The sequence below is a fragment of the Betaproteobacteria bacterium genome (genome assembly GCA_016720065.1).
Lineage (GTDB): Bacteria > Pseudomonadota > Gammaproteobacteria > Burkholderiales > Rhodocyclaceae > SSSZ01.
This window is the reverse complement of the sequence record JADJXY010000002.1, coordinates 727,435-742,821: the sequence shown is the minus strand read 5'-3', so window position 1 is coordinate 742,821 and position 15,387 is coordinate 727,435. Positions and strand designations below refer to the sequence as shown.

The 15,387-nt window shown below is 62.4% G+C and carries 16 protein-coding genes; 3 read left to right on the top strand and 13 right to left on the bottom strand.

Going from position 1 to position 15,387, the window contains the following annotated elements; all coding sequences use genetic code 11:
* Window positions 1–65: 65 nt before the first annotated feature.
* The 7 genes from acpP to IPM73_06655 form a co-directional block, all read right to left on the bottom strand.
* Window positions 66–302, bottom strand: coding sequence for an acyl carrier protein (gene acpP, locus IPM73_06685; protein MBK8917726.1), 237 nt, complete (start codon window positions 300–302; stop codon window positions 66–68).
* A gap of 70 nt (window positions 303–372) precedes the next feature.
* Entirely contained in the window at window positions 373–1,119 is a 747-nt protein-coding gene (gene fabG, locus IPM73_06680) for a 3-oxoacyl-ACP reductase FabG (protein ID MBK8917725.1), read from the bottom strand.
* Window positions 1,119–2,042: an ACP S-malonyltransferase gene (fabD, locus tag IPM73_06675; GenBank protein ID MBK8917724.1), complete on the bottom strand. Its 924-nt coding sequence runs from the start codon at window positions 2,040–2,042 to the stop codon at window positions 1,119–1,121. The genes fabG and fabD overlap by 1 nt, the downstream gene beginning before the upstream one ends.
* 71 nt (window positions 2,043–2,113) lie before the next feature.
* Window positions 2,114–3,076: a ketoacyl-ACP synthase III gene (locus IPM73_06670; protein ID MBK8917723.1), complete on the bottom strand. Its 963-nt coding sequence runs from the start codon at window positions 3,074–3,076 to the stop codon at window positions 2,114–2,116.
* Complete coding sequence (gene plsX, locus IPM73_06665; GenBank protein MBK8917722.1) at window positions 3,073–4,098, bottom strand: phosphate acyltransferase PlsX; 1,026 nt, start codon at window positions 4,096–4,098, stop codon at window positions 3,073–3,075. Before plsX ends, IPM73_06670 begins: the two co-directional genes overlap by 4 nt.
* A gap of 54 nt (window positions 4,099–4,152) precedes the next feature.
* Window positions 4,153–4,332, bottom strand: a complete 180-nt coding sequence (gene rpmF, locus IPM73_06660) for a 50S ribosomal protein L32 (GenBank protein ID MBK8917721.1) — start codon at window positions 4,330–4,332, stop codon at window positions 4,153–4,155.
* 18 nt (window positions 4,333–4,350) lie between these two features.
* Window positions 4,351–4,845: a DUF177 domain-containing protein gene (locus tag IPM73_06655; protein MBK8917720.1), complete on the bottom strand. Its 495-nt coding sequence runs from the start codon at window positions 4,843–4,845 to the stop codon at window positions 4,351–4,353.
* Window positions 4,846–4,943: 98 nt separating this feature from the next.
* Here IPM73_06655 and maf point away from each other — a divergent pair, with 98 nt between their 5' ends.
* Both maf and IPM73_06645 read left to right on the top strand, forming a co-directional pair.
* Window positions 4,944–5,525: a septum formation inhibitor Maf gene (gene maf, locus IPM73_06650; GenBank protein MBK8917719.1), complete on the top strand. Its 582-nt coding sequence runs from the start codon at window positions 4,944–4,946 to the stop codon at window positions 5,523–5,525.
* A gap of 120 nt (window positions 5,526–5,645) precedes the next feature.
* Window positions 5,646–6,353, top strand: coding sequence for an SAM-dependent methyltransferase (locus IPM73_06645; protein MBK8917718.1), 708 nt, complete (start codon window positions 5,646–5,648; stop codon window positions 6,351–6,353).
* Between the two features lie 185 nt (window positions 6,354–6,538).
* Here IPM73_06645 and IPM73_06640 read toward each other — a convergent pair whose 3' ends face one another.
* The 4 genes from IPM73_06640 to IPM73_06625 are packed head-to-tail and all read right to left on the bottom strand — an operon-like array spanning window position 6,539 to window position 9,499.
* Window positions 6,539–7,498 (bottom strand): S49 family peptidase, encoded by a 960-nt coding sequence (locus IPM73_06640; protein MBK8917717.1) that lies wholly within the window; start codon window positions 7,496–7,498, stop codon window positions 6,539–6,541.
* On the bottom strand, window positions 7,491–7,850 hold the full coding sequence (locus IPM73_06635; GenBank protein MBK8917716.1) for a Rieske 2Fe-2S domain-containing protein: 360 nt from the start codon (window positions 7,848–7,850) through the stop codon (window positions 7,491–7,493). Before IPM73_06635 ends, IPM73_06640 begins: the two co-directional genes overlap by 8 nt.
* On the bottom strand, window positions 7,829–8,482 hold the full coding sequence (locus IPM73_06630; GenBank protein MBK8917715.1) for an HAD-IA family hydrolase: 654 nt from the start codon (window positions 8,480–8,482) through the stop codon (window positions 7,829–7,831). The genes IPM73_06635 and IPM73_06630 overlap by 22 nt, the downstream gene beginning before the upstream one ends.
* 6 nt (window positions 8,483–8,488) lie before the next feature.
* Window positions 8,489–9,499 carry an RluA family pseudouridine synthase gene (locus tag IPM73_06625; protein MBK8917714.1) on the bottom strand — a complete coding sequence of 337 codons (1,011 nt, stop codon included), beginning with the start codon at window positions 9,497–9,499 and terminating at the stop codon, window positions 8,489–8,491.
* 415 nt (window positions 9,500–9,914) lie between these two features.
* Between IPM73_06625 and IPM73_06620 the strand changes: the two genes are divergently transcribed.
* The gene (locus IPM73_06620; protein MBK8917713.1) at window positions 9,915–12,653 is read left to right on the top strand and encodes an Rne/Rng family ribonuclease; all 2,739 of its coding nucleotides are present in this window, start codon (window positions 9,915–9,917) and stop codon (window positions 12,651–12,653) included.
* A 113-nt stretch (window positions 12,654–12,766) separates the two neighbouring features.
* Here IPM73_06620 and IPM73_06615 read toward each other — a convergent pair whose 3' ends face one another.
* Together IPM73_06615 and uvrB are read right to left on the bottom strand one after the other, a co-directional pair.
* Window positions 12,767–13,231 (bottom strand): low molecular weight phosphotyrosine protein phosphatase, encoded by a 465-nt coding sequence (locus IPM73_06615; protein MBK8917712.1) that lies wholly within the window; start codon window positions 13,229–13,231, stop codon window positions 12,767–12,769.
* Window positions 13,232–13,248: 17 nt separating this feature from the next.
* Window positions 13,249–15,321: an excinuclease ABC subunit UvrB gene (uvrB, locus tag IPM73_06610; GenBank protein ID MBK8917711.1), complete on the bottom strand. Its 2,073-nt coding sequence runs from the start codon at window positions 15,319–15,321 to the stop codon at window positions 13,249–13,251.
* Between the last annotated feature and the right edge of the window lie 66 nt (window positions 15,322–15,387).

The window sequence follows — 15,387 nt, the reverse complement described above, 5'->3', positions numbered from 1 at the left end:
ACTCCGTATTTGAATGCGTAAAGGCCGGCCCGCGGGCCGGCCTCTGCCGCCGAAACCAGGATGGATTACTTCTTGTTGGCGAGGACGTAGTCGACCGCCTGCTGAACGGTAGTGATCTTTTCGGCTTCCTCGTCGGGGATTTCGCACTCGAATTCCTCTTCCAGGGCCATGACCAATTCGACGGTATCCAGCGAATCCGCGCCGAGATCGTCAACGAACGAAGACTCGTTTTTGATGTCGGCTTCGTTCACGCCGAGTTGCTCGGCGACGATCTTCTTGACGCGCTCTACGATGTTATCCATTGAAAGAACTCCTTCCCCCTGGGGGTGTAATAAACGCTGCGAGTTTACCAAAAGCCGGCCTTGCCGGAAATCAATCCATGAACATGCCACCGTTGACGTGAATCGTCGTTCCGGTGACGTAGCCGGCGGCCGGCGACACGAGAAAAGCGACGGCCGCAGCGACATCTTCGGGAGTCCCCGCACGTCCCAAGGGAATCGCGGCCAGCATGGCCTCTTTGTGCTTCTCGTCGAGATCATGGGTCATGTCGGTGGCGATAAATCCTGGCGCCACGCAATTGACCGTGATATTGCGGCTACCGAGTTCCCGCGCCAGGGAACGCGTCATGCCGGCAACACCGGCCTTCGCTGCGCAGTAATTGGCTTGTCCCGGATTGCCCGAGTGACCCACCACCGAGGTGATATTGACGATGCGGCCCCTGCGGGATTTCATCATCCCTCGCATGACCGCCTTGGACAGGCGGAACACCGCCTTGAGGTTGGTGTCGATCACCGCATCCCATTCGTCCTCCTTCATGCGCATGGCCAGGTTATCTCTCGTGATGCCGGCGTTGTTCACCAGGATGGCGATGGTCCCGAACTCGGCTTCGATCGCCGCGATGGCAGCGTCTACCTGGGCTGCGTCCCGCACTTCGAGCACACCGCCCCTCCCGCCCAAGCCAGCTTCGGTGAGGTAGGCGGAGATGACCCCTGCCCCAGCTTCGCTGGTTGCGGTACCCACTACCGTGGCCCCCCGACGCCCGAGTTCGAGGGCGATGGCCCGCCCGATCCCCCGGGTTGCGCCGGTCACCAAGGCTACCTGTCCAGTCAACATGCTCATCACTCCAGCCCGAGATTGGCTTCGATGGCCGCTGCATCGGCCAGGGCGATGCCATTGACCCCGTCTGCACAGCGCTTGGTGAGCCCAGCCAGCACCTTTCCGGGGCCGCACTCGGCCACCGTGCTCACCCCCATAGCCGCCATCTTCTGAATGGTCTCGACCCAGCGCACCGGGCTGTAAGCCTGTCGCACGAGGGCATCCTTGATGCGCACGACATCGCTCTCGACCGCCACATCGACGTTATTGACAACCGGAATGCGGGGAGGCAGAAGATCCAACTCGGCGAGGCGGGCAGCAAGCTTGTCTGCCGCCGGACGAATGAGCGAGGAATGAAAGGGGGCCGAGACCGGCAGGGCGACGGCACGCTTCGCGCCGCGGGCCTTGCAGGCTTCCATGGCTCGCTCCACGGCAGCTTTGTGTCCGGCAATCACCGTTTGCCCCGCGGCATTGAAATTGACCGGTTCGGCAACCTCGCCCTGGGCCGCTTCGGCGCAGGCCGCACGAATACCCTCGTCATCGAGCCCCAGAACAGCCGCCATGGCGCCGGTCCCGAGGGGAACAGCCTCCTGCATCGCAGCCGCGCGCAGGCGAACCAGGGGCACCGCATCCTTCAGATCGATAACCCCCGACGCCACCAGCGCTGAATATTCACCCAGGCTATGGCCGGCCAGCACGGCGGGTTGGCGCCCCCCCTTGTCCAGCCACAAGCGCCAGGCAGCAATGGCGGCCGTCAACATGACGGGCTGAGTATTGACGGTCTGCGCCAGCAATTCGGCCGGGCCGTCCGCCACCATCTGCCAGAGGTCATCCCCGAGCGCCTGCGAGGCTTCATCAAAGGTGGAACGCACCACAGTGGCGTCCCCGTAGGCCGCCATCATGCCAACGCTCTGGGACCCCTGCCCCGGAAAGACAAATGCAAACATCGCCTGCTCCTATCGGGTGAGGAAACGTAAATACGCCGACGCCGGAAATCCCGCCGTACAGCGGCTACCCATCAAAGTTGCATCAAGACGGCGCCCCAGGTGAAGCCGCCGCCGACACCTTCTACCAGAACCTTCTGTCCGGGGCGGATACGCCCATCCCGGACCGCTTCGTCGAGCGCCAGGGGGATGGACGCCGCCGAGGTATTGCCATGGTGGTCCACCGTCACCACCACCCGCTCGCGGGCAACACCAAGTTTCTTGCCCGTCGCTTCAATGATGCGGATATTGGCCTGATGAGGGATAAGCCAGTCCAGGGCGGCAGGCTCGAGGCCAGAGTTGGAACAGACCTCCTCTGCAACTTCGGCGAGGACGCGCACCGCAAATTTGAACACCGCCTGACCATCCATGCGCAGGAAGGGGTCACCGCTGACCTGCCCTCCGCAAATCTGGCCAGGAACGCTCAAGAGGCCGCTTTGGCTGCCATCCGCGTGCAGCGCGGTGGCAAGAATACCCGGCTCATCCGAGGCCTCGAGCACCACGGCGCCGGCACCGTCACCAAACAGCACACAGGTTCCCCGGTCCTGCCAATCCAGAATGCGCGAGAACACCTCGGCACCAATCACCAAGGCTCTGCGATGGCTACCGGAGGTGATGAATTTGTCGGCCACCGACAGCGCATAGGCGAAGCCAGCGCACACCGCCTGGACATCGAAGGCCGTCGCCCCTCGATTGCCAAGCCGCCCCTGGATAAGACAGGCTGTACTGGGAAAAACGAAATCCGGCGTGGAGGTGGCAACGATGATGAGATCGAGGTCAGCCGCCACAACTCCGGCCATTTCCAGCGCTTTGTGTGCTGCCTCGAGCCCCAGGTCGCTTGCCGTGACGCCGGGAGCGGCGAGATGACGTTGCCGGATGCCTGTGCGGGTGACGATCCACTCGTCGTCGCTATCGATGCCCCGTGCTGCAAGATCGGCGTTGGTCACGGGAGCGCCCGGGAGCGAGCTGCCAGTTCCGATGACCCGCGAATAAATCATGCCGCTTCCTCGCGAGTCCCTTGCCCCGCAATACCGGCAAAGCGTTCTGCAATACGTTCGAGCACTCCGTTTTCGGCCGCATCCCATGCCCGGGCAATTGCGTTGGCGAAGGCAAAGGAGTCCGCCGAGCCGTGACTCTTTACCGATATCCCCTTGAGCCCCAGGAGAATGGCGCCGTTGTAGCGCCGATGATCGACACGTTTCTTGAAGCGACTGAGCACCGGCAGGGCAACCAGGGCTGCAAGCCGCGTGAGCAGATTGCGCTTGAATTCCTGTCTCAGGAAGGAGGCAAGCATCTGGGCAAGTCCCTCCGAAGTCTTCAAGGCGACGTTGCCGACAAAGCCGTCACAGACCACGATGTCCGCGTCACCCTTGTAGATGCCGTCACCTTCGACGTTGCCCACAAAATTCAGCCCGGACTGCCTGAGCAACTCTCCCGCTCTCTTGACCACTTCGTTGCCTTTGATGTCCTCCTCGCCGATGTTGAGCAGACCCACGGTGGGTCGATCGACATGCTCCAGGGCCGAGACCAGTGAGGCTCCCATGAGGCCGAACTGCAGCAGATGCTCCGGCGTGCAATCGATGTTCGCCCCCAGGTCGAGAACATGCGTGTGACCTCGCAGGGTGGGCAGCGGCGCACATATGGCGGGGCGATCGATACCCGGCAACATCTTCAGGACAAAGCGGGAAATAGCCATGAGCGCCCCGGTATTGCCGGCCGAAACACAGGCCTGGGCCTGGCCATCCTTCACCAGGTTGATCGCCACCCGCATGGAAGAGTCTTTCTTGTTGCGTAGTGCAAGCGCCGGGGACTCATCCATCTCGACGACTTCAGACGCACTGACGAGCCGCAGTCGCGCATCTCCGGCGGCATTCCCGAGATGGGGACGGATAGCCTCCTCCCGTCCGACCAGCATCAGGCTGGCGCCCGGATGGTCAGCCAGGAAACGCAGGGCCGCGGGAACCGTCACTGACGGCCCGTGGTCGCCCCCCATGCAATCGATGGCGATGCAACTGGTCATGGCAAAAAGAAAGGCAGGCAGTCCGAACCGAACTGCCTGCCCCTCGTGGTGCGGTTACTCGCCCTTGCCCTTCAAGACCTTCTTGCCGCGATAAAACCCGGTGGGGGAAATATGGTGGCGCAGGTGCACCTCGCCCGTGGTGGGCTCGAGTGCCAGAGGGGGATTGGTCAGAAAGTCGTGGGCACGGTGCATGCCACGCTTGGACGGGGACTTCTTGTTCTGTTGAACGGCCATTTCATCACTCCAAAAAAATCAGTTCGGCCTCCCCTTCATTCCCGCGAGCCCCGCAAACGGCATCATCCGTTCACCGGCCTCGGAAACTCCGGGCAGACTGCATTTTTCGTGCCGCGGCGACACAGGAAGCGCAAGGAGGACTTCGTCCTCGACCAGATCGGCCACTTCAAGCTCACCCGCCACAGGCAGAAAATCTCGACTATCGTCCTCCAGCTCATCCTGCGACAGGTCTTCGCCCTCGGGGACCAGCTCCAGGAGGCTGTCAACCTCCAGGCGAAATTCGACGACCCCAAGACAGCGCTGACAAGCGAGCGGCAGGCTTCCCGACAAGAGCAGCCTCAACTGAGACTGCCCCCGCTCACCCCTGACCCCTTCAAGCCGATACCGGACTTCGCCGGAAACCTCGGCCAGAAGGTCGTGCAGTCTCGTAAGCGCAGAAACATCGAAAGTCCCTTCGAGGACCCGCCTGTCCCTGGCAAAAGCCATACCGTCGATCGCGAGCTGTTGCGACATAAACGGTGGATGATATTATTTTTGCCCCCTTAAGTCAAAACTCGGCAAGACTTCAATTTCCCCGTGCAAGCACTTGTCCCCGTTCGGATTTCACCCCTATGACCCGCCCCATCGTGCTGGCGTCGACATCTCCCTTTCGGCGCGAACTTCTCGGTCGCCTGCAATTGCCCTTTTCTGTCGACGACCCCGGCACCGACGAGACCCCCGTCCATGGTGAATTCCCCGAGGAAACAGCGCTGCGCCTCGCGCAAGCGAAGGCCCGGGCCGTTGCACCCCGCCACCCGGATGCTCTGATCATTGGCAGCGATCAGATCGCCGTGTGCGAGGGGCGCGTCTATGGCAAACCTGGCAATCACGAGGGCGCGGTCCGGCAACTGACCGAGCTGTCCGGCCGAATGGTCAATTTCTTCACCGGGGTCAGCCTTCTCGACGCCCACTCGGGCCGCTGTCAGGTCCGAGGGATCCCTACCCTGGTTCGCTTCAGACACTTGGAACTGCCTGAAATCGAGCGCTACCTGGGGCGCGAACAAGCGTACAACTGTGCAGGTTCGGCCAAATCCGAAGGTTTGGGGATATCCCTCCTCTCCACGCTTGAAGGCAGTGACCCGACGGCCCTAATAGGGCTGCCATTGATTGCCCTTTGCGACATGCTGCGGCAGGAGGGCCTGGCACTGCCCTGACGCTCACCCCAAAATCCTTCACGGCGTGCGAGCGAGCGGGGACTTCTGCCTTTCGCCCCATCTCCACCCCCCTGTCTTGCGCTCGCGGGGACAATCGATCACTGTCTGCACCTGCCCATCATGCCCGGAATCCTCTATCTCATCCCCGTCCCTCTGGGGACCTCGGCACCGGAGACGGTGCTTCCATCACCCGTCCTCGACATCGTTCGCTCCCTGCGTCACTTTGTGGCAGAAAACGCCAAATCGGCGCGGGCATTTCTGAAGGCGGCGGCCATTCCCGTTCCCTTGCAGGAGATCTCCATCACCGAACTCAACGAGCACACCCGCGAGGCGGACGCGGAAGCCCTGCTCGCGCCCTTGCTTGCCGGACACGACGTTGGATTGGTTTCGGAAGCGGGCTGCCCGGCCGTCGCCGATCCCGGATCTGCACTGGTTGCCGCGGCACAGCGCAGCGAGCTCGTGGTTCGCCCGCTGGTCGGGCCTTCCTCGCTGCTCCTGGCTCTGATGGCCTCGGGCCTCGAAGGGCAACGCTTTGCATTTCATGGCTATCTGGCCGCCAAGGAGGTCGAACGAACCCGAGAATTGCGCGAATTGGAAGCGGAGTCACGACGGCGTCGCCAAACCCAGCTATTCATCGAAACACCCTATCGCAACCGCGCACTGTTCGACGCGATTCTGAGAACCTGCCAGCCTGCAACCCGGCTGGCGGTGGCCACTGACCTCACACTGAGCGGGGAAATGATCCGCTCCCGCCCCATCGCGGAATGGAAACGCTTGCCCGCCCCGGAGTTCGAGCGGCGTCCGACCGTTTTTTTGCTCTTGGCCTGAGCGCCGACTGGGCCACCCCGACCGGCAATCGCCCGCCCCGCCCGACCGGGCATTGCGCCCTGAAGCGATACCCCATCTGCCGTGCGGTCCCGGCGACCGGAGTTCATTCGCATTACGAGAAAGCGCTCAGGCGATGACGAAAACGCCACGCATCGAACGACGCCGTACAACTCGATCTACACCCTTCAGCGCCAGCGCGGGCTCGCGGCCTCGGTGAACAGGCCGTTCCAGAACCCGGAAACCGCTCCCGCCCCCAAACGCTTTGCGACGCGCTCGGCAATGTTGTCCTTGACCGTGTATTCGAGAAGTTTTTCGGCCTTGATGACGTCACGGGCCACCGACTCGACCGAGCCAAAATCGTCCGCCAACCCGAGCTCCACGCTTTGAGCCCCCGTCCACACCAAGCCGGAGAACATGTCGGGCGTCTCCTTTAGGCGCTTGCCCCGCCCGCTACGCACCACTTCGATGAACTGTTTGTGTATGTCATCCAGAAGACCCTGGGCATGGGCCTTGTGCGCGGGATCCTGGGGCGAAAAAGGATCGAGGAATCCTTTGTTGGCGCCTGCCGTGAGCATGCGGCGCTCGACACCGACCTTGTCCATCACGCTCGTGAAGCCAAAGCCTTCCATGATGACGCCGATCGACCCGACGACGCTGGCCTTGTCGACATAGATGCTGTCCGCCGCGGCAGCCACGTAATAGCCACCGGAAGCGCAGAGATCCTCCACAACCGCGTACAAGGGCTTGTCGGGATGCTTTGCCCTCAGGCGGCGAATCTCGTCGTTGACCATGCCGGCCTGGACCGGGCTTCCCCCTGGGCTGTTGATGCGCAAGACCACGCCTGCGACATTCTTTTCGTCGAAGGCACTCTGCAGTGCCGCGATGAGCCTTTCGGCACTGGCCTCTCCCTTGGGCTCGATGACCCCGTTGAGGTGAACGAGGGCCGTATGCCTTTCCTGGTGGGCAGCATCCTCGCCCCAGTCAACGAAGGCGACCAGCGCGACAACAAGGTAAATGAACCCCAGTGTCTTGAAAAAAATACCCCAACGCCGACGAGTCTTCTGCTCTTCAAGGGCGGCGAAAGCCAATTTCTCGAGCGTTTGCCGCTCCCAATGCGGGTGATCGTTTCCTGGGGAATTATCCATCGGGGTTATCCTGGAGCAAATAGATGGCGCCGTCCCGCTCTGTGACCTGGAGCGGCTTTAGGCCCGCTCCCTGGCAGCGGCCCCCCAGGCATTCCCCCGTATCGGGGGCGTAGAGAGCCCCATGGATGGAGCAGATCAAGTATAGCTTGGAAAAGTCGAAAAACTCGCCAGGTTGCCAGTCCAGTTCTGCGGGGACATGGCCACACTCATTGCGATAGGCATACACCCGCTTGCGGAAACGAACCACAAAGCCCGGCACCTCGCGCCCCTCGATGCGGACCGCGAAACGCAGGCCTGTCCCGCCATCGATCACGGCCTCCGAGGAACAGATCAGGCGTTCTGTTGCAACCATAGACTCAGCTCAGCCACCGTATCCACACACGCCACCGGCCCATGCTGCAGCAAGAACTGGCCGGTGTGGGCTCCGTAGGCCACCGCCAGTCCGTCAACACCGGCGTTACGGGCCATCAGGAGATCATGGCTGGTGTCGCCGATCATCAGGGTCCGCTCGGCGGGGACCCCCAATTCGGCCATCAGTTCCTCCAGCATCTGCGGATGAGGTTTTGAGAAACACTCGTCGGCACAGCGCGAAGCGACAAAGTAAATTTCCAGGCCCGAATGCCGGAGCGCCCGATCCAGCCCGATACGGCTCTTGCCCGTCGCGACCGCCAGGACCTTCCCGGCCGAACGAAGACGGGCGAGCAATTCAGCAATACCTTCGAACAAATCAAGTTCGTGGTCTGCCGACAGGTAGTGGCAGCGATAGCGCTCCATCATCGCCGAATAACGCTCGGGAGGCAGGGAGGGAACGGCCTGACGCAGAGCCTCACCGAGGCCAAGACCGATCACATGTCGGGCGGCAGCCTCGTCTGGCACCGGAAGATCGAGGTCACGGCAGGCCGCCTGGATGGCCATGACGATGGCGCCAGCGGAATCCAGCACCGTGCCATCCCAGTCAAATACGATGAGGTCGTACCGGTTCATGGGCGTTCAGAGCGCCCCGACGAGAATTTGTTCCAGTTCCGGCACGGCAAACTCGGGGACCTTGAGGGCCAAGTGCCTCGCAACAAAAGTGGCTATCGATTCCGGCAGGGGCGCGACCAACGCCATGGGTATGGCGGTCAAAGGATGGCGAAAATCGATATGCCAGGCGTGCAGGGCCATGCGGCGCAGCCCTGACTTGGGCAAACTCTTGTTGAGCGCGAAATCGCCGTATTTCTCGTCGCCCAGGATGGGAAATCCAAGATGGGCGAGGTGAACGCGAATCTGGTGGGTGCGCCCCGTCTTCAACTGGGCCTCCAGAAGGCTGAAATCCCGCCAGCGCGCCAGCAGCCTAAATACGGTATGAGCCGACTTACCCTCTGGCTCCACACGCACTCTCCGGTCGCCTTGTTCAGTCAGGTACTTGTGCAGCGGAAAACGCGCATGCTGGGCAAGGTTCATCCAAGGCCCACGCACCAGGGCCAAATAGCGCTTATCGGCCCCCTGGCCATGCTCGCGGAACATATCGTGCAGCGCCGTGAGGGCGATGCGTTTCTTCCCTACCAGAAGAATTCCCGAGGTTTCACGGTCCAAACGATGGGCGAGTTCGAGAAAACGAGCCTCGGGACGCTGGCGGCGCAACGCCTCGATCACCCCGAAGCTCACGCCGCTGCCCCCATGGACCGCAACCCCGGCTGGTTTGTCGACGGCAAGCAGGGCGTCATCTTCAAAGATCACCGGCAGTTCGACCCGAACCTTGGCAGCATCCTCGATTTCCGAGCTTTTCCGCTGGGCGAGCCGAAGAGGCGGCAGCCGGACGACATCGCCGGACACCAGCCGGTAGGCCGCCTCGGTGCGGCGGCTGTTCACCCGCACTTCGCCACTGCGCAGGATGCGATAGACATGACTCTTGGGCACACCCTTGCAGCGGGCGATCAAGAAGTTATCCAGGCGCTGGCCTTCCGCCTCTTCGCCGATGAGCAGATGGCTGACGGCCGAATTGTTCCCTGCTGCGGGCATTTTGCAATATACTGATTAAGATTCGTGTCCCGGTTTGCAAGAAGAACAGCACCGTCAGACCCTCGGCTTCCAAGCGTCGCTTTCACGTCGTTCTGGGGCCTCCCGGCAGGTTACCTGTTTTTCACCTGCGCGACCTGCGCAGGCCAAGCCAACGCGGATCGACTGGTTAAGTTCGCTCACCAAAAGTAGCGATGTTAATGGATTAGCCCACGTAAAGCACCCCGGAAGCACCCCGTAGCAGGACAAAAAGAGCCGCCTTGTCATAACAAATACGCGGCAACCACACACCAGCGAAAACCCGTACAACCCTCGTTGCCACTGAATCGACTCATGACGCAACCCGACCACTGAACGTATCGCTGCCTGCCCGGGCGCTTCCATCTCGCGTGTTTGCGTGCGCTGGAGCCCCAAGCTGATGAAACGCATGCTCTTCAATGCGACACAGGCGGAAGAACTCCGTGTCGCCATTGTCGATGGTCAGAAACTCATAGACCTCGACATTGAGTCCGCCGCCAAGGAACAACGCAAAAGCAACATTTACAAGGGTGTCATCACCCGCATCGAGCCTTCTCTCGAGGCTTGTTTCGTCGATTACGGCGCCGAGCGGCACGGATTCCTTCCCTTCAAGGAAATTTCCCGCGCGTACTTCCAGCCGGGCGTCGAGCCGGGCCGCGCCAAGATCAACGAGGCCCTTAAAGAAGGCCAGGAACTCATCGTCCAGGTGGATAAGGACGAACGCGGCAACAAGGGAGCTGCGCTCACGACCTACGTCTCCCTGGCCGGCCGTTATCTGGTCCTGATGCCGAACAACCCCCGGGGCGGCGGCGTTTCCCGCCGGGTCGACGGTGACGAGCGTACCGAGTTGCGGGAAGTCATGGACCAGTTGCAGGTTCCCCAGGGCATGAGCCTCATCGCCCGCACCGCCGCCATCGGGCGCCAGGCCGAAGAACTCCAGTGGGACCTGAATTACCTCCTGCAACTGTGGACGGCCATCGAGGGCGCCGCCCAGCAGCAGTCCGGGGCGTTCCTGATCTATCTCGAAGGCAGTCTGGTCATTCGCGCCATCCGCGACTACTTCCAGCCGGACATCGGTGAAATCCTCATCGACACCGACGAAGTTTTCGATCAAGCCCGAGCCTTCATGGGCACGGTCATGCCGGGCAACGTCAATCGGGTGAAGCGCTATCGGGATGATGTCCCCCTCTTCTCCCGCTTCCAGATCGAACACCAGATCGAGACGGCCTTCGCCCGCCAGGTCAACTTGCCCTCCGGCGGCGCCATCGTCATCGACCATACCGAGGCCCTGGTGGCCGTGGACGTCAACTCCGGCCGCGCCACCAAGGGGGCGGATATCGAAGAGACGGCCCTGAAGACCAATCAGGAAGCCGCCGACGAACTCGCCCGTCAGTTGCGTCTGCGCGACCTGGGCGGCCTGATCGTCATCGATTTCATAGACATGGAAAACCAGCGCAATCAACGCGAGGTGGAAAACCGCTTGCGGGATGCCCTGCGCTTCGACCGTGCGCGGGTCCAGATGGGCAAGATCAGCCGTTTCGGCCTAATGGAACTGTCCCGCCAGCGCCTGCGCCCGGCCCTGGCCGAAACCAGCTACATCCCCTGCCCACGCTGTACCGGAACCGGTCATATCCGCTCCACCGAGTCTGCCGCCCTGCACATTCTGCGCATCCTCGAAGAGGAGGCGATGAAGGACAACACCGCTGCCGTCCACGTCCAGGTCCCCGTGGACGTGGCAACTTTCCTGCTCAACGAAAAGCGCCCCGACATTCAGGCCATCGAGTTGCGCCACAAGGTCACCATTCTCCTGATTCCCAACGTTCATCTGGAGACGCCGGCCCACAGCGTGATCCGCTTGCGCCACGACGACCTCAACCAGGAAGACCTCAAGGAACCTTCCTACCGCATGGTCGACGTTCCCGCGGAGGACGGCAGCCGTCCGGGTACCGCCGACCGCGAGGCGAGCAAACCTCGCCAGGAAGCGGCAATCAAGGGCATTACGCCCGAACAGCCTGCCCCAGTGGTTCCGGAGAAATCACCGGAACCTGTAGCGGCCCCGACCCCGGAAGCCAAGCCTGCGGCGGGCATCTTGTCCCGCTTGTTCTCCTGGTTCCGCGCCAGTCCTGAGCCCGTGGCTGCCTCGCCGGCTCCGGCCACCTCCGAACCCGAAGCAACCCGCAAGCCCCGTGAGGGGCGGCGCGAGCGCGGCGAGGGCCGCGGTGACAATCGGCGCGGTGGGCGCGGCAGCGGACGCCGCGACGAAGAACGCGGCGAGCGACCTTCCCGGGAAGGTCGAACCGAGCGTGGGGAACGCGGCGAACGCGCTCCCCGCGACGAGGTGGCCGCTGCCTCCGGTGAGCGGCAGGAGCGTCGCCCGCGCAACGAGCGCAAGGAGCGCCGCGAGCGCCCTGCAACGACGACCCCGCTCACCGAGAGCACCGAGCAGGCGCCAACGGCACAGGAGAACGCCGCCTTGACGGCCGTAGCCCCCCAAGTTGGTGAGGGAAGTCAGGGCGAAGAGGCTGGCGGCCGTCGCCGCGGACGCCGCGGTGGCCGCGGTCGCGGACGGGGCGAAGGAAATGGCGACAGCAATCCCTCACCAGCGAGCGACGTCCTGTCTTCGCCCGAAAGCACCGGCAGCGACGCAATGCCAATGGCCCAACCCACCTTCCCTGCCGAAAGCTCTGTCGCCCACTCCTCTGAGCCCATCCCGCCGGCGATGCCAACGGAAGCCGAACCGCTTATCGCAGCAGCGATTCAGCCGGATCTGACTCCCGCCGTACCAGTTCTTGAAGCCACCTCGGCGCCGGCACTGGAGTCCGTGGCATCAGCCGAACCTGTGATGGCAGAAGGTCAGCCGGTCACGCAGCCGCTTGTTGCGCCGGAAGCGGCCAACGGGGATACCGCTTCTCCCGCCGCAGTCTTGGCGCCGGTAGCCCCGGCCCCACTGGCATCGACGCAGCCGATCCAATTGGACACCATCCTGGCCGATAGCGGCCTTGAAATGGTTCAGACCGTGTCGGCGGGCACCTGGGTGCCGGAGGTGCCAACGGCGAAGCTCGGTCGCCCAAGGCGGCAACGGTCCGTCGACGCGGCAACCGACGCCGAACCCATGGTCATGGTGGAAACACAAAAATAAACGCATCCGGACCGGCACGACGGGGCGCTTCGGCGCCCCGTTTTCGTTGCCACATCCATTCTACAAAGGCGGCACCCATGGCTTTTGCCACTGCCACCAGCCCGATCCGGCGGTTATTTACGGCCGAGCTTTTTCTTCAGATCACCTACCAGCCCCTGGGCAGCGTCTTCCACCATGTCCAGGACCAGGTCGAAGCCATGGCCCAGGCCGTAGTAGGGATCGGGAACCTCATCGTCGTCGAAGCCCCGCGAATAGTCCATGAACAAGCGGATACGATCCTTCTGCCCGGCCGAAGCCATGCGCCTGAGGTTGTCGAGATTGGCCTTGTCCATGGCCAGGATCAGATCGAAATAGTCCAGATCCTGGGGCGCCACCTTGCGGGCACGCTGCTGGGAGAGGTCGTAGCCGCGCACCGCTGCCGCGCGCTGGGTTCTCTGATCCGGCGCTTCGCCGACGTGGTAGCCGTGCGTACCCGCAGAATCGACTTCAACAACATCGCCCAACCCATTGTTTGTTACCAATTTTCTAAGAACACCTTCTGCCGTGGGTGAGCGACAGATATTGCCCATGCAGACCATCAGGACACGGAAGGGCTTCACGCCACACCCTCTCCGTCCCGGTCGTGGGGCGCGGCACCGAAAACCTGCTCCTTGATACGGAACAACTCATCGCGGGCGGAAGCCGCCGCTTCGAATTCGAGATTTCTGGCGTATTCGAGCATCTGTTTCTCGAGGCGCTTGATTTCCTTGGCCAAAGCCTTCTCATCCATTGTTTCGTAGGCCGCCCGCTGCTCGGCGACCCGCTGTTCACTGCGGGCTGTCTCGGGGTCATAGACACCGTCGATGATGTCCTTGATACGCTTGGAAATGCCCCTGGGGACGATACCGTGGGCCGCATTGAAGCCAAGCTGCCTTTCCCGGCGCCGCTGGGTCTCGGCGATGGCCCGCCGCATCGACTCCGTAATCCTATCAGCGTAGAGGATCGCTGTGCCATGGATATGACGCGCAGCCCGGCCCACCGTCTGGATCAGCGAGCGCTCGGAGCGCAGGAAGCCCTCCTTGTCGGCATCCAGGATGGCGACCAGCGACACTTCGGGGATATCCAGGCCCTCGCGCAAAAGATTGATGCCCACCAGAACGTCGAATTCCCCCAGGCGCAGATCGCGAATGATTTCCACCCGCTCGACGGTATCGATGTCCGAATGCAGGTAGCGCACCCGCACACCGTTGTCGCCCAGGAAGTCGGTGAGATCTTCCGCCATGCGCTTGGTCAGGGTCGTCACCAGAACCCGCTCACCCACCTCCACCCGCTTGCGGATCTCGGCCAGCAGATCGTCCACCTGGGTGGATGCAGGACGCACGATCAAATCCGGATCGACGAGGCCCGTAGGTCGCACCACCTGCTCCACGACTTGCCCGGCATGCGCCTTTTCGTAATCCGCCGGCGTCGCGGAGACGAAAACCGTCTGCCGCAGGTGGCTCTCGAACTCCTCGAAGCGCAAGGGTCGATTGTCCAGGGCTGAAGGCAGACGAAAGCCATAATCCACCAGGTTCTCCTTGCGCGACCTGTCCCCCTTGTACATCCCCCCCACCTGGCCGATGGAGACGTGGGATTCGTCGATGAACATCAGCGCGTCGGCCGGCAGGTAGTCGATCAGCGTCGGCGGTGGTTCACCGGGCTGGCGGCCCGACAGGTGACGGGAGTAGTTCTCGATACCCTTGCAGAAGCCGATCTGATCGAGGAGTTCCAGGTCGAAGCGCGTACGCTGCTCGATGCGCTGGGCCTCGACCAGCTTCTGCTGCTGATTGAAGAAAGCCACGCGCTCGCGCAGTTCCGTCTTGATGGCCTCGATAGCACGCAGCACGGTGGCCCGCGGCGTCACGTAATGGGAAGCCGGAAAGACGGTAAAGCGCAGGGCCTTTTGCATCAACTGGCCCGTGAGGGGATCGAAAAATTGCAGGCCGTCGATCTCGTCGTCGAAGAGCGAAATACGCAGCGCATGCTCGGCGTGCTCGGCGGGAAAGACATCGATGATGTCGCCCCGCACACGAAAAGTGCCGCGGTGGAAATCCACGTCGTTGCGCTGGTACTGCATGTCGGTCAGACGCTTGACGATGGCCCGCTGGTCCAGCTTGTCCCCCACCCGCATGGTGAGAATCATGTCGTGGTACTCGTCCCGGTCGCCGATGCCGTAGATGCACGATACCGTGGCCACGATCACCACGTCCCGCCGCTCTATGAGGCTCTTGGTGGCGGAAAGCCGCATCTGCTCGATGTGGTCGTTTACCGCGCTGTCCTTCTCGATGTACAGGTCGCGGGAGGGAACGTAGGCTTCGGGCTGGTAGTAGTCGTAGTAGGAGACGAAATACTCGACGGCGTTTTCCGGAAAAAACTCGCGAAACTCGGAATAGAGCTGGGCCGCCAGGGTCTTGTTGGGCGCCAGTACCAAAGCCGGCCGCCCGGTACGGGCGATGACGTTGGCCATGGTGTAGGTCTTGCCGGAGCCGGTCACCCCCAGCAGGGTCTGGAAGGACAGACCATCCGCCAGTCCATCGACCAGAAGATCGATCGCCTGGGGCTGATCCCCGGCGGGCGGAAAGGGCTGGTGCAGGCGGAAGGGACTGTCGGGAAAGGTGACGACGGGCGTGTCGAGGGGGGTGTCGCTCATGCTAGAATCGCGCGGTTTCAAGGCCAGCGGCAGCGCCCGGGCCATCGGTAATTACAGCATAACATC

Coding starts and splice junctions, on each gene's coding strand:
- IPM73_06655 (MBK8917720.1), bottom strand. CDS start 4,845: ATGTCGCAACAGCTCGCGATCGACGGTATGGCTTTTGCCAGGGACAGG.
- IPM73_06630 (MBK8917715.1), bottom strand. CDS start 8,482: ATGAACCGGTACGACCTCATCGTATTTGACTGGGATGGCACGGTGCTG.
- plsX (MBK8917722.1), bottom strand. CDS start 4,098: ATGACCAGTTGCATCGCCATCGATTGCATGGGGGGCGACCACGGGCCG.
- maf (MBK8917719.1), top strand. CDS start 4,944: ATGACCCGCCCCATCGTGCTGGCGTCGACATCTCCCTTTCGGCGCGAA.
- fabD (MBK8917724.1), bottom strand. CDS start 2,042: ATGTTTGCATTTGTCTTTCCGGGGCAGGGGTCCCAGAGCGTTGGCATG.
- IPM73_06670 (MBK8917723.1), bottom strand. CDS start 3,076: ATGATTTATTCGCGGGTCATCGGAACTGGCAGCTCGCTCCCGGGCGCT.
- uvrB (MBK8917711.1), bottom strand. CDS start 15,321: ATGAGCGACACCCCCCTCGACACGCCCGTCGTCACCTTTCCCGACAGT.
- IPM73_06645 (MBK8917718.1), top strand. CDS start 5,646: ATGCCCGGAATCCTCTATCTCATCCCCGTCCCTCTGGGGACCTCGGCA.
- IPM73_06635 (MBK8917716.1), bottom strand. CDS start 7,850: ATGGTTGCAACAGAACGCCTGATCTGTTCCTCGGAGGCCGTGATCGAT.
- IPM73_06620 (MBK8917713.1), top strand. CDS start 9,915: ATGAAACGCATGCTCTTCAATGCGACACAGGCGGAAGAACTCCGTGTC.
- IPM73_06615 (MBK8917712.1), bottom strand. CDS start 13,231: ATGGTCTGCATGGGCAATATCTGTCGCTCACCCACGGCAGAAGGTGTT.
- acpP (MBK8917726.1), bottom strand. CDS start 302: ATGGATAACATCGTAGAGCGCGTCAAGAAGATCGTCGCCGAGCAACTC.
- IPM73_06640 (MBK8917717.1), bottom strand. CDS start 7,498: ATGGATAATTCCCCAGGAAACGATCACCCGCATTGGGAGCGGCAAACG.
- IPM73_06625 (MBK8917714.1), bottom strand. CDS start 9,499: ATGCCCGCAGCAGGGAACAATTCGGCCGTCAGCCATCTGCTCATCGGC.
- fabG (MBK8917725.1), bottom strand. CDS start 1,119: ATGAGCATGTTGACTGGACAGGTAGCCTTGGTGACCGGCGCAACCCGG.
- rpmF (MBK8917721.1), bottom strand. CDS start 4,332: ATGGCCGTTCAACAGAACAAGAAGTCCCCGTCCAAGCGTGGCATGCAC.